Source organism: Pseudomonas sp. S150, assembly GCF_004526365.1.
Lineage (GTDB): Bacteria > Pseudomonadota > Gammaproteobacteria > Pseudomonadales > Pseudomonadaceae > Aquipseudomonas > Aquipseudomonas putida_A.
This window is the reverse complement of sequence record NZ_CP038207.1, coordinates 3,109,036-3,122,486: the sequence shown is the minus strand read 5'-3', so window position 1 is coordinate 3,122,486 and position 13,451 is coordinate 3,109,036. Positions and strand designations below refer to the sequence as shown.

11 protein-coding genes are annotated in these 13,451 nt (G+C 61.4%); 6 read left to right on the top strand and 5 right to left on the bottom strand.

Going from position 1 to position 13,451, the window contains the following annotated elements; all coding sequences use genetic code 11:
- Positions 1-137: 137 nt before the first annotated feature.
- Complete coding sequence (locus tag E3Z29_RS14310) at positions 138-347, top strand: hypothetical protein (protein ID WP_003224027.1); 210 nt, start codon at positions 138-140, stop codon at positions 345-347.
- Between the two features lie 130 nt (positions 348-477).
- On the opposite strand, the gene E3Z29_RS14305 is transcribed toward E3Z29_RS14310, so the two are convergent.
- Both E3Z29_RS14305 and E3Z29_RS14300 read right to left on the bottom strand, forming a co-directional pair.
- Entirely contained in the window at positions 478-1,761 is a 1,284-nt protein-coding gene (locus E3Z29_RS14305; RefSeq protein ID WP_134786073.1) for a Zn-dependent hydrolase, read from the bottom strand.
- Between the two features lie 144 nt (positions 1,762-1,905).
- Positions 1,906-3,390, bottom strand: a complete 1,485-nt coding sequence (locus E3Z29_RS14300) for an NCS1 family nucleobase:cation symporter-1 (protein ID WP_134786072.1) — start codon at positions 3,388-3,390, stop codon at positions 1,906-1,908.
- Between the two features lie 623 nt (positions 3,391-4,013).
- Between E3Z29_RS14300 and hydA the strand changes: the two genes are divergently transcribed.
- The 3 genes from hydA to preA all read left to right on the top strand — a co-directional run bounded on the left by hydA (position 4,014) and on the right by preA (position 8,254).
- The gene (gene hydA / locus E3Z29_RS14295; protein WP_134786071.1) at positions 4,014-5,453 is read left to right on the top strand and encodes a dihydropyrimidinase; all 1,440 of its coding nucleotides are present in this window, start codon (positions 4,014-4,016) and stop codon (positions 5,451-5,453) included.
- Between the two features lie 158 nt (positions 5,454-5,611).
- The gene (locus tag E3Z29_RS14290) at positions 5,612-6,979 is read left to right on the top strand and encodes an NAD(P)-dependent oxidoreductase (protein WP_098968233.1); all 1,368 of its coding nucleotides are present in this window, start codon (positions 5,612-5,614) and stop codon (positions 6,977-6,979) included.
- Complete coding sequence (preA, locus tag E3Z29_RS14285) at positions 6,980-8,254, top strand: NAD-dependent dihydropyrimidine dehydrogenase subunit PreA (protein WP_134786070.1); 1,275 nt, start codon at positions 6,980-6,982, stop codon at positions 8,252-8,254.
- 290 nt (positions 8,255-8,544) lie between these two features.
- Here the strand turns inward: preA and E3Z29_RS14280 are convergent, their stop codons facing one another.
- Positions 8,545-9,165: a TetR/AcrR family transcriptional regulator gene (locus E3Z29_RS14280; protein ID WP_027613201.1), complete on the bottom strand. Its 621-nt coding sequence runs from the start codon at positions 9,163-9,165 to the stop codon at positions 8,545-8,547.
- Positions 9,166-9,303: 138 nt separating this feature from the next.
- Between E3Z29_RS14280 and copC the strand changes: the two genes are divergently transcribed.
- Both copC and copD read left to right on the top strand, forming a co-directional pair.
- A complete protein-coding gene (gene copC / locus E3Z29_RS14275; RefSeq protein ID WP_098968231.1) occupies positions 9,304-9,666 on the top strand; it encodes a copper homeostasis periplasmic binding protein CopC in 363 nt (120 codons plus the stop codon).
- A 3-nt stretch (positions 9,667-9,669) separates the two neighbouring features.
- Positions 9,670-10,527: a copper homeostasis membrane protein CopD gene (gene copD / locus E3Z29_RS14270; protein WP_134786069.1), complete on the top strand. Its 858-nt coding sequence runs from the start codon at positions 9,670-9,672 to the stop codon at positions 10,525-10,527.
- 118 nt (positions 10,528-10,645) lie between these two features.
- Here the strand turns inward: copD and E3Z29_RS14265 are convergent, their stop codons facing one another.
- Positions 10,646-11,788 carry an HlyD family secretion protein gene (locus E3Z29_RS14265; RefSeq protein ID WP_134786068.1) on the bottom strand — a complete coding sequence of 381 codons (1,143 nt, stop codon included), beginning with the start codon at positions 11,786-11,788 and terminating at the stop codon, positions 10,646-10,648.
- Entirely contained in the window at positions 11,785-13,440 is a 1,656-nt protein-coding gene (locus E3Z29_RS14260; RefSeq protein ID WP_134786067.1) for an MFS transporter, read from the bottom strand. The genes E3Z29_RS14265 and E3Z29_RS14260 overlap by 4 nt, the downstream gene beginning before the upstream one ends.
- Positions 13,441-13,451: the final 11 nt, after the last annotated feature.

Sequence of the window (13,451 nt, the reverse complement as noted above, 5' to 3'; positions counted from 1 at the left end):
CACCGCTATCGCGAGCAGGCTCACTCCTACAGGGAACAACGCCACATTCGCGGACTCGAGGATTCTCGACTAAGGTTATTCCCTCATCGGATTGAGCCCCTGCCAGATCCACCGGGCTCTTGATCAAGGAGAGACTGATGACGTCGCGTCGCAACATCGAACAGACTTATCGCACCTGGTCCAGCCCGATTCTGCTGGAGCTGAAAAAGCGCGAACACCAAATGGCGCCGGTCGAGCGTCAGGCGCTGGAGAATGTTTTGGTCGAACGACGGTTGCTGGATGTCGGCAACCCCAACGGCCCCGACCGACGCCAGGGCACAGCGGGCAAGAATGACCGGCCCGGCTGATCACTTTACTCAACTGAACAAAAACCTGTGGGAGCTGGCTTGCCAGCGATGACGGACTTTCAGTTAATCCAGTGTCGACTGGTCCACCGCCATCGCTGGCGAGCCAGCTCCCACAGGTCACGCCGCGTTTTCAGGCCGCGCGCTGCCCCTCCGCCACCATCGCCGAAGCCGCCAGCATCGCCCGCAACAACACCGCACACCCGGCCGCCAGATCTTCCGGCGCGGCATTCTCGATTTCGTTGTGGCTGATCCCGCCTTCGCACGGTACGAAAATCATCCCCGCAGGACCGAGTTCGGCGAGGAAGATCGCGTCATGCCCGGCGCCGCTGACGATGTCCATGTGCGACAGTCCAAGGCCTTTTGCCGCGCCGCGTACCGCCTCGACGCAGCCCTTTTCGAAGTACAGCGGCGGAAAGTCTGCAGTCGGGGTCAGCTCATAGGTCAGGCCGTGTTCCTCGCAGGTGGCGTCGATGACCTGCTTCACCTCGGCGATCATTGAGTCCAGCCGCTCCGGTTGCAGATGCCGGAAGTCGAGGGTCATGCGCACTTCGCCGGGGATGACGTTGCGCGAGCCGGGGTAGGCTTGCAGGCAACCGACCGTGCCGCAGGCGTGGGGTTGATGGCCGAGGGCGGCGCGGTTGACCGCACCAACGATGACCGAGGCGCCGACCAGCGCGTCCTTGCGCAGGTGCATCGGCGTGGGCCCGGCGTGGGCTTCTACGCCGCGCAGTTTCAGGTCGAACCACTTCTGCCCGAGAGCGCCGAGTACCACGCCGATGGTTTTCTGTTCGTCTTCGAGGATCGGGCCTTGCTCGATGTGTGCCTCGAAATAGGCACCGACCTTATGTCCGCTGACCTTGCGTGACCCGGCATAGCCGATGGCATTCAGGGCTTGGCCGACGGTGACGCCGTCGGCATCGACCTTGGCCAGAGTTTCTTCAAGGGTGAATTTCTCGGCGAACACGCCGGAACCCATCATGCACGGAGCAAAGCGCGAGCCTTCTTCGTTGGTCCAGACCACCACTTCCAGCGGCGCTTCGGTTTCTACGCCGAGGTCATTGAGGGTGCGCAGCACTTCGACGCCGGCGAGCACGCCGAAACAGCCGTCGAACTTGCCGCCGGTGGGCTGGGTGTCGATGTGGCTGCCGGTCATCACCGGCGGCAGGTTCGGATTGCGCCCGGGACGGCGGGCGAAGATGTTGCCGACTTCATCCACCGTGACGCTGCACCCGGCGTCCTTGCACCACTGCACGAACAGGTCACGAGCCTGACGGTCGAGGTCGGTCAGGGCCAGACGACAGACCCCGCCCTTGACCGTGGCACCGAGCTTGGCCAGTTCCATGAGCGAGGCCCAGAGGCGGTCGCGGTTGATGTGCTGATGGGTGGATTGCAGAACGTCTACGGCTGCGTTCATGTTGATCTCCTCAGGCAGTTTTTTTATGAGTTTCTACAGGCAGTTCTTGTGTGTATTTGAGGCCGTCTTCGCGAGCAAGCCCGCTCCCACATTTGGAATGCGTTCACCCTGTGGGAGCGGGCTTGCTCGCGAAGGGGCCATTCCTCACACCGAAGATTTCACAACAGAGGGGCTGCTTCGCATCGAACACAACCCGTAATAAATCACCCCACCCAGCGCCGAACCGGTAAACCAGCCGTAGCTGTAAAACCAACTGAACGCATCGCTGCCCAGCGACAGCAAGGTCAGCACCACCGGCACGCCAAATGCGGTAAACCCGGCCCAGTTCCACGCCGGATACACGTCGTCGCGATAAAGCCCGGCCAGGTCCAGCTGCTGTTTCTTGATCAGGAAATAGTCCACCACCATGATCCCGGCGATCGGCCCGAGCAGGCTCGAATAGCCCAGCAGCCAGTTGGAATACACGGTTTCCAGGCTGACATCGGAAACGATCAGCCCGAGCTTTTTCAGCAACTCGTGGGCCATCAACGCCAACCCGACGAAGCCCGTGAGCAACACCGCTTTGGTGCGGTTGATCACCTTGGGCGCGATGTTCTGGAAGTCGTTGGTCGGCGAGACAATATTCGCTGCGGTATTGGTCGACAGCGTGGCGATGATGATCAGTGCCATGGCCACCGCCACCCACAGCGGGCTCTGGATATGGCCGATCAGGCTCACCGGGTCGGACACCGTCACGCCGACCAGTTTCACCGACGCGGCAGTCATCACCACACCCAGCGAAGCGAACAGGAACATGGTCAGCGGCAGACCGAAAATCTGCCCGAGGATCTGGTCCTTCTGGCTCTTGGCGTAACGGCTGAAGTCAGGAATGTTCAGCGACAGCGTGGCCCAGAAGCCGACCATCGCCGTCAGCCCGGCGGCGAAGTAACTGACCACGCTCGCGCCCTCAGGACGCTTGGGTGGAATCGCCAGCAGCTCGGTCATCGACACATTGGGCATCGCCCACATCAGCAGGCCGATGCCGACCGCCACCAGCAACGGCGCGGACAGGGTTTCAAGCCACTTGATCGACTCGGCCCCGCGGATCACCACCCACAGATTCAGCGACCAGAAGATCATGAAGCCGATCACCTCCCCTGTTCCACCGAGTGACTTCCAGCCGTCGAAGATCGAGCCGAGAAACAGGTGAATCGCCAGCCCGCCGAACATGGTCTGAATGCCGAACCAGCCACACGCCACCAGCGCACGAATCAGGCACGGCACGTTGGAGCCAAGCACGCCGAACGACGAGCGCAGCAGCACCGGGAATGGAATGCCGTACTTGGTGCCGGGGAAAGCATTGAGGGTCAACGGGATCAGCACGATGACGTTGGCCAGCAGAATCGCCATCAGCGCTTCGCCGACGGTCAGGCCGAAATACGCGGTAAGTACGCCGCCGAGGGTGTAAGTCGGCACGCACACCGACATGCCGACCCACAGCGCGGTGATGTGCCATTTATTCCAGGTTCGTTCGCGCACCTTGGTCGGTGCCATGTCGTGGTTGTAACGGGGACTGTCGAGGACGTCACTGCCGGCTTCGAGTTCGAACAAGCCGTCGCGCTCGGTCACTTGCGATCTGTTCTGTTGCATGGCCGCTCCACTGTTCTTCTGATTATTTTTTTGCTCATCAGGCGGCTGCACACGGGGTGCGAGCCGGACGATGGCCGGAGGAACTGACAACTTTCGTGTACCGGCCATGGTGTCAGCGGCGGCATCAATAAACGTGCCGGGTGCCCCGCTTAACGGTAGGGCCGTGGTTCAAACACATTGCAACTTTCTGATATTGCTCGGTTTTAATTATTCACCGAAAGAGTCCGCGATAACTTGTCTGCACGCTCAGGCCAAACGTTTGCCAAGTTGTTCGAACTGTCAGGACTCAATCTGGTGCACTGCTCTTTTTTTCATCATGGGCAATCAGCCGCAGCTCAACTTCAAGCGGCTGATTTCACATAGGAAATCTTGCTCATATTTCCATCCTGTCAAGTGCGTCAAAATGGTGAACAGCCTCACCATTTTGGTGATTTAGGTTTTTTATAGTTATTTTTCATACACTTAAAACAGTCATAAGCTTATAAAAAATAATCTTGATCAATTTCAAAACTGCGACTAGCTTCTATTCCTGACAGCGCTGACAGGAATACGCCGATCAGCGTTGTACATCAATAAAACATTTAGAACCGGCACAAGTCGGTCATGCCTGCGAGGAACTCGGAATGTCTCTGTTGATCCGTGGCGCCACCGTTGTTACCCATGATGAAAGTTATCGCGCCGACGTCTATTGCGCCGACGGCGTGATCAAAGCCATTGGTCAGAACCTGGATGTTCCCGCCGGCGCCGAAGTGCTCGACGGCAGCGGCCAATACCTGATGCCCGGCGGCATCGACCCACACACTCACATGCAACTGCCTTTCATGGGCACCGTGGCCAGCGAAGACTTCTACAGCGGCACCGCTGCAGGTCTGGCCGGCGGCACTACCTCGATCATCGACTTCGTGATTCCCAATCCACAGCAGTCGTTGATGGAAGCGTTTCATCAGTGGCGCGGCTGGGCCGAGAAGTCGGCATCGGACTATGGCTTCCACGTCGCGATCACCTGGTGGAGCGAGCAAGTGCGTGAGGAAATGGCCGAGCTGGTCAGCCATCACGGGATCAACAGCTTCAAGCATTTCATGGCCTACAAGAACGCGATCATGGCCGCCGACGACACGCTGGTGGCAAGTTTTGAACGCTGCCTGGAACTCGGCGCCGTGCCGACCGTGCACGCGGAAAACGGTGAGCTGGTCTATCACCTGCAACGCAAGTTGATGGCCCAAGGCATTACCGGGCCGGAAGCGCATCCACTGTCGCGGCCATCGCAGGTGGAAGGCGAAGCGGCGAGCCGGGCGATCCGTATTGCCGAGACCATCGGCACGCCGTTGTATCTGGTGCACGTTTCCACCAAGGAAGCGCTGGACGAAATCACCTACGCCCGCAGCAAGGGTCAACCGGTGTACGGCGAGGTGCTGGCCGGGCATCTGCTGCTCGACGACAGCGTCTACCAGCACCCGGACTGGCAGACCGCCGCCGGTTACGTGATGAGCCCGCCGTTCCGCCCGCGCGGCCATCAGGAAGCGCTGTGGCACGGTCTGCAAAGCGGCAATCTGCACACCACCGCCACCGACCATTGCTGCTTCTGCGCCGAGCAAAAAGCCGCCGGACGCGACGACTTCAGCAAGATCCCCAATGGCACCGCCGGCATCGAAGACCGCATGGCGGTGCTGTGGGATGAAGGGGTCAACAGCGGACGTTTGTCGATGCAGGACTTCGTCGCCCTCACCTCCACCAACACCGCGAAAATCTTCAACCTCTACCCGCGCAAAGGCACGATCCGCGTCGGCGCCGATGCCGACCTGGTGCTGTGGGACCCGCAAGGCACCCGCACCATCTCCGCCAAGACCCACCATCAGCAGGTGGACTTCAACATCTTCGAAGGCAAGACCGTGCGCGGCGTACCGAGCCATACCGTCAGCCAAGGCAAAGTGGTCTGGGCCGACGGCGACCTGCGCGCCGAGCGCGGGGCCGGGCGGTACATCGAACGGCCGGCGTATCCGGCAGTGTTTGATTTGCTGAACAAGCGGGCTGAATTACAAAAGCCGACTGCGGTGAAACGCTGAAATCCAGGCCTTCGGCCTTCGCGAGCAAGCTCGCTCCCACAGGGTGTACTCATTCCAAATGTGGGAGCGAGCTTGCTCGCGAAGGGGCCCGTCCAGACAACAAAAAAACCACTGCCCATCAGAGGCAGAGAACCTCAATAACCGTGAGGCAAAAAACCGTGATCGAGACCCTGAACCATCTCCCGCACCCGCACGAAAGCGCGGCCGCCCTCGCCGGTCATTTCACCGATCTGGCGCCACCGCTCAACGCCCGGCAGGCGCATCTGGAAGCCTCGCGCTGCCTGTATTGCTACGACGCGCCATGCGTCAACGCGTGCCCAAGCGAGATCGATATTCCGTCGTTCATCCGCAACATCCATCAGGACAACGTGCCCGGTGCGGCGCAAAAAATTCTCTCGGCGAACATCCTCGGCGGCAGTTGCGCCCGGGTCTGCCCGACGGAAATCCTCTGCCAGCAAGCCTGCGTGCGCAACAACGCCCAGGAATGCGCGCCAGTGCTGATCGGCCTGTTGCAACGCTACGCCGTGGACAACGCGCACTTCACCGAGCACCCGTTCCAGCGTGCGGCGAGCACCGGCAAGCGCATCGCCGTGGTCGGCGCCGGGCCAGCGGGTTTGTCCTGCGCCCACCGCAGTGCGATGCACGGGCATGACGTGGTGATTTTCGAAGCACGGGAGAAGGCTGGCGGCCTCAATGAATACGGGATCGCCAAGTACAAACTGGTCGATGACTATGCGCAGAAAGAGCTGGATTTTCTCCTGCAGATCGGCGGCATCGAAATCCGCCACGGACAGAAACTCGGCGAGAATCTGACCCTCAGCGAGCTGCATCAGCAGTTCGACGCGGTGTTCCTCGGCCTCGGCCTCAACGCCAGCAAACAGCTCGGTCTGGCCCACGAAGACGCGCCCGGCCTGCTCGCCGCCACCGACTACATCCGCGAACTGCGCCAGGCCGATGACCTGACGCAACTGCCACTGGCCGAACGCTGCATCGTCCTCGGCGCCGGCAACACCGCGATCGACATGGCCGTGCAAATGGCCCGCCTCGGAGCGCGTGACGTGAATCTGGTATATCGCCGGGGCGCGGCGGACATGGGCGCCACCGGTCACGAACAAGACATCGCCAAAGCCAATCAGGTGCGCCTGCTGACCTGGGCACAACCGGAGGAAGTGCTGCTCGACGCGCAAGGCAAGGTGCGCGGCATGCGCTTCGCCCGTACACAACTGGTCGACGGTCGCCTGCAAACCACTGGCGAAACTTTCGAGCTGGCCGCCGACGCGATCTTCAAAGCCATCGGCCAGGCCTTCGACAGCAGCGCCCTCGCCGACCCGCTGGCCCGTGAACTCAAGCGTCAGGGCGAACGGATTCAGGTCGATGACAACCTGCGCACGAGCATTCCCGGCGTGTATGCCGGCGGCGACTGCACCAGCCTCGATCAGGACCTCACCGTGCAAGCGGTGCAGCATGGCAAACTCGCCGCCGAGGCGATCAACGCGCAACTGATGCTCAACGTGGAGGCTGCGTAAATGGCCGATCTCTCGATAGTCTTCGCCGGTATCAAAGCGCCCAATCCGTTCTGGCTGGCCTCCGCGCCACCGACCGACAAGGCCTACAACGTGGTCCGCGCCTTCGAGGCCGGCTGGGGTGGCGTGGTCTGGAAAACCCTCGGCGAGGACCCGGCAGCGGTCAACGTCTCCTCGCGCTACTCGGCACACTACGGCAACAACCGCGAGGTGCTGGGCATCAACAACATCGAACTGATCACCGACCGCTCGCTGGAAATCAACCTGCGCGAGATCACACAGGTCAAGAAGGACTGGCCGGACCGTGCGCTGATCGTCTCGCTGATGGTGCCGTGCGTCGAGGAATCGTGGAAACACATCCTGCCGCTGGTGGAAGCCACCGGTGCCGACGGCATCGAGCTGAATTTCGGTTGCCCGCACGGTATGCCCGAGCGTGGCATGGGCGCAGCGGTGGGTCAGGTGCCGGAGTACGTCGAGCAGGTGACGCGCTGGTGCAAGACCTATTGCTCGCTACCGGTGATCGTCAAGCTGACACCGAACATCACCGACATCCGCGTCGCCGCCCGTGCTGCCCATCGCGGGGGCGCCGATGCGGTGTCGCTGATCAACACCATCAACTCGATCACCAGCGTCGACCTGGAACACATGGTCGCCCTGCCCACCGTCGGCAGCAAAAGCACCCACGGCGGTTACTGCGGCTCGGCCGTCAAACCGATCGCGCTGAACATGGTCGCCGAAATCGCCCGTGATCCACAGACCCAGGGCCTGCCGATCTGCGGCATTGGCGGCATCGGCAGTTGGCGTGACGCGGCGGAGTTCATCGCGCTGGGCAGTGGCGCGGTGCAGGTGTGCACGGCGGCGATGCTCCACGGTTTCCGGATTGTCGAGGAGATGAAGGACGGTCTGTCGCGCTGGATGGACAGCCAAGGCTACGCCAACATCGCCGAGTTCTCCGGGCGCGCAGTGGGCAATACCACCGACTGGAAGTACCTCGACATCAACTACCAGGTAATCGCCAGGATCGACCAGGACGCGTGCATCGGTTGCGGGCGCTGCCACATTGCTTGCGAAGACACTTCACACCAGGCGATCAGCAGCTTGAAACAGGCCGACGGCACGCATAAATATGAAGTGATCGATGAGGAGTGTGTGGGGTGTAACTTGTGCCAGATCACTTGTCCGGTGGCGGACTGTATCGAGATGGTGCCGATGGAGACCGGCAAGCCGTTTCTGGACTGGAATCATGATCCGAGGAATCCTTACCACGTTGCCGTCTAGATCGCCGGCTGATCCAACAGCCCCCTCACCCTAACCCTCTCCCAAAGGGAGAGGGGACTGATTGGGGGATATTTCAGAAATCCACCGACTTGAGCGATTTACTTTGAATCCAAAATCGATACATGCACAGGCACGGACGGCTTTGAATCCAAAATCGATGCATGCACATGCTCGGACGGCTTTTTGAGTCCATATTCGACTGGATTTTTCAGGTCGATGTAACTCGCAAGACACCTCGGTCGCCCCCCTCTCCCTCCGGGAGAGGGCTGGGGTGAGGGTCAGCTTTTGCTTCAGGGCTCCAACCCGATCCCGCGCAAGATCACACTGGTCACCGTCTGCACCGCCCGTTCGAACTGCATGTCCGACAGCGGCTGATGCTCGTTGAGAATATTCACCTGATGGTCGAAGTCGGCGTAATGCTGGGTTGAGGCCCAGATCATGTACAGCAGGCTCGACGGCTCCACCGGCAGAATCCGCTTGTCCTCGACCCACTGGCGGATCTTCGCTTCCTTCATTTTCGCCCAGTCATACAGGCTCAGATCCAGCGCTTCACCCAAGGTCGGGGCGCCGTGGATGATCTCGTTGGCCCAGACTTTCGAGCCGTACGGCCGGCTGCGTGAGTGGTTCATCTTGGCGCGGATGTAGCTGCTGAGCACCACCCGTGGGTCATCGAACATCTCGAAGCACAGTGCGTCCTGCTTCCACACTTCCAGCAGGTCGAACAGCACCGCGCTGTACAGTTCGCTCTTGGTGGAAAAGTAGTAATGCAGATTGGAGCGCGGCAGTTGCACTTCGGCGGCGATGTCGGCCATGGCGGTGCCGCCGAAACCTTTTTCGGCGAAGACTTTTTCCGCCGCGAGCAGGATTTTCTCGACGTTACTGCGACGGATCTCGATCTTGTGATTGCCCATGAGGGCTCCCTGACAACGACGTTGTTGAAGACTAGCATCCGCTCTGGCCTCGGGGCGACCGCTGCAAACAAAACTTCGTATGAAGGCCGGCGCATGGCTAAACTGGCGCTTCTTTGTCCTGCCTCAGAGGTATCCGCGATGCTGTTCAAGAACGTCCTGACCACCACTGCCCTGCTCGCTTCGCTGTTCGCCGCATCTTCGGTTTTCGCCCACGCCCACCTGAAAAGTGCCACCCCGGCCGCCGACAGCACCGTCGCCACGCCGGCCGATCTGCGCCTGACCTTTTCTGAAGGCGTCGAAGCCAGTTTCACCAAAGTCAGCCTGACCCACGACGGCGCCCCGGTCGCAATCAAACCGCTGACCACCGAAGGCGACAAGAAAACCCTGATCGTCACCCCCGCCGCACCTCTCGGCGCCGGTGAATACAAAGTCGAATGGCACGCGGTGTCGGTCGACACACACAAGAGCGAAGGCGCCTACCAGTTCAAGGTTGGCCAGTAATTCATGAGTGAAGCGCTGGTGCTGTGCCGCTTTGTGCATTTCAGCGCGGTGTTGATGCTGTTCGGCGCCTGGCTGTTCCGGCCGTTGCTGCTCAAGACGCCAGTGCCGACACTGGATCGGCATCTGGCGCAAATGGCGCGCTGGCTGACCGCGATTGCGCTGCTCAGCGGTGTCACCTGGGCACTGTTGATCACCGCGAGCATGGCCGGTTCGGCGGCGGCAGCGTTCGATCCGGACACTGTTGGCGTGGTGCTCGGCAACACCTTTTTCGGCCAGGTCTGGCGCTGGCATCTGCTGATCAACGCGCTGTTGCTGGCACTGCTGTTCACGCCGTGGCGTTCGAATGTGCTGCTGCGCCTGGGCTTGAGTGCGCTGCTCTTGGCGACCCTGGCGCCGGTCGGTCACGGCGCGATGCTCGACGGCCTCAGCGGGCAACTGCTGATCCTCAACCAGATCGTTCATCTGACTTGCGTCGCTGCATGGCTGGGCGGCTTGTTGCTGTTGGTGTTGATCCTGCGTCAGCCGAGCACAGCGATGGGGCGGATCCTGCAACGCTTCAGCGGTGTCGGTTATGCGATCGTTGGCGGGCTGCTGATTACCGGGTTGATCAACGTGCGCGTGCTGACCGGGCGATGGTGGCCGACGCCGCTGTTTGCAGGGTTTGCCTTGATTCTGCTGATCAAGGCCTTGCTGGTGCTGGGCATGCTCGCGCTGGCGCTGTTCAATCGCTTGCGGATTGACGATTGCGAGCAACGAATGGGCGCGCTCAAACGCAGTGTGGTGCTGGAGTGGTTGTTGGGGATGGGTGCGGTGGCGGCCGTCTCCCTGCTCGGTACCCTGCCGCCGATGATTGCTGGATAAACCCAATCAGACTGTGGGAGCGGGCTTGCTCGCGAAGGCTGTGTATCAGATACGAAAATATCGCCTGACACACCGCTTTCGCGAGCAAGCCCGCTCCCACATTTTTGATCTGCGCAGGTCAATGCGGTTGTGTGTCGCCCGCTGCGGTGTCGATGCTGACCACCACCGACATCCCCGGGCGCAAGCGCTCCTCTTCCTGCTGCCCCTCATCAATGGTGATCCGCACCGGCACGCGCTGAGCGATTTTCACGAAGTTGCCGGTGGCGTTGTCGGCCTGCAACAGGGCAAATTCCGAACCGGTGCCGGGCGAAATGTGCTGCACATGGCCGGTGAACTTGCGGTGGTTCAGCGCATCGACGGTGAAGCGCACCGGCTGCCCGACACGCACGTTGTTCATCTGGGTTTCCTTCATGTTGGCGATCACCCATTTCTGGTTCGGCACCAACGCCATCAACTGCGCGCCGGAGTTGACGTAAGCGCCCAGGCGCACGCCGATCTGCCCGAGCTGGCCGTCGCGCGGGGCGACGATGCGCGTATTCGACAAGTCGATCCGCGCCAGTTGCACCGCTGCTTCCGCGCTGGCCACCGCGGCTTCCAGCGAGCCGCGATTGACGATCACCGTTTGCAGATCCTGCCGGGCGATTTCCAGATTGGCCTTGGCCTGCGCCACGGCGGCGATGCCTTGCGCGTTGGCGGCGAGCGCCACGTCCATCTCGCGTTTCGACACCGAGCCGTCTCCCACCAGCTCCTTGTTACGCCGCAGATCCGCCTCGCTTTTGCGCAACTGCGCCTCGCTGTCGGCCACCACCGCCTGACGCAGTTTGATCGTCGCTTCGGCGCTGTTGCGTTGCTGCACCACGTTGGCCAGCGCGGCTTTCTGCACCGCCAGTTGCGCCAGCGACTGGTCGAGGCGCTGCTGATAAATCCGGTCGTCCAGGCGCACCAGCAGGTCGCCGGCCTTCACGTACTGGAAGTCCTGCACCGGCACCTCGAACACGTAACCGCTGAGCTGCGGGCCGATGATCGTCACCTGGCCACGCACCAGGGCGTTTTCAGTGGTTTCGACCGCACTGCTGAACGGCGGCAACTGCCAGGCGTAGAGCACGATCAGCACACCGACGATGGCAATCGCGGCAAAGCCCAGTGACGAGATGATCCGCACCCGCAACGAGCGCGGCTCGGTGTTCGGTGATGACGGCGGTGCCACGCCTTCCGGGGTGGCGGCGATGGCATTGGTGGTTGTGGTGGTCGGTTCGGTCATGAATTGGAAGCACCGCTAGGAGGTACGGAAGGCGCGGGGTCGACGGCTTTGGTGGTGCTCATCAGCCACAGCGCACGAATAGACAGCCAGATCATGGTCAGCACCGCAATCACGGCGATCAGCATGAATACATCGTTATAGGCCAGCACGTTGGCTTCGCGAGTCGCGGCATTCGCCAGGCTGCGAATCCCGGCCAGATTGCGCAGGCTCGGGTCGGCCAGCAAGGAACCGTAAGCCGACCCGCCGCTCTGCACACGAGCAGCCACCAGCGGATCGGACAACGTCAGATGCTCGACCAGGTGACTGGAATGGAATTTCTCGCGCACGATCTGGAACGTGCCCAACAACGCCGCGCCGAGCAAGCCGCCGAGGTTGTTGCAGATCCCGAACAACACCGAAAAACTCACCAGATTGCGCGGATTGGTCAGCACGTTGCGGGTGCCGAACACCATGGTCGGTCCCAGAAAAAACGTGCTGCCGAAGGCCAGCAGAAACTGGCTGAAATACAGGTTTTGCGGGCGGGTCAGGTTATTGGAAAAACTGTCCATCACCGAACCGGTAGCCATCAGCGCCAGCGAGATGATCAGCGGCATCAGCAGGTGCTTGGGGTCGATGGTCAGTGCGCTGGTCGCCAGCCCGGCGACGCTGCCGATCAGCATCACCACATACAGGCTGTGCAACTGCTCATAACCCATGTTGAGGTTCTGCATGAAACCGACGGCGCCGGTGGACTGTTCCGAGGTGACCATGCGGATCAGGGTCACCGCCAGCGCCAGGCGGATCATCGTGCCGCTGCCGAGCCAGCGGGTCATCAGCATCGGGTTACTGCGATTGTGCTCGATCGCCAGGCCGGCGAGGATCAGGGCAATCGAGGCCGCCAGCGCGTAGCCGATCCAGTTGGCTTCCAGCCACCAGTCGATCCGCCCCAGCGACAACACCGCGCAGAGCAGCGCCACGCCGCTGGCGAGAATGGCGAAGGTCAGAAAGTCCAGCGGCTCGAAGGTTTTGAAGCGATCACCGGGCGGCAACTTGAGCAGCAGCACGCAGCCCAGCGACAGCAAGGCCATGCCCAATTCGAACAGGTACAGGCCGCGCCATTCGGCAATCTGCAGCAAGTCTTCGGAGAACAGACGCGCCAGCGGCAGCGCCAGTTGCGAGGCGCCGAGGCCCAGCACCAGCGCCTTCAACCGCCATTTGGCCGGAAACGCCTGAACCATGTAATACAGACCCAGCGAACTCAGCGCCGCACCGACCATGCCGTGCGCCGCCCGCACCGCGATGGCCGAGCTCAAGTCGTTGACGAACAGATGACCGAACGTCACTAGCGCATACAGCACCAGAAACACTTCGGTGAATGCACGCAGGCCAAACTGCTGGCGAAACTTCACCAGCAGCAGGTTCATCGACACGTTGGTCATCACGTACGCAGCCGGCAGCCAGGCCATCTCCGCCGTGGTCGCGCCCAGCGCGCCTTGCAGGTAAGGCAGGTTGGCGACCACCAGCGAGTTACCCAAACCACCGGTCACCGCCACCAGCAGCCCGACCAGCGCATAGGCCAGGCGCTTGGGGTTGGAGTGCAGCGGCGTCGAGGGGGAACCGGGCAGGCTGGGCTTCTCGTGAGGCTGCCAGTCGCGCGGGGCGTATCGATCCATTGAAAGGCCTT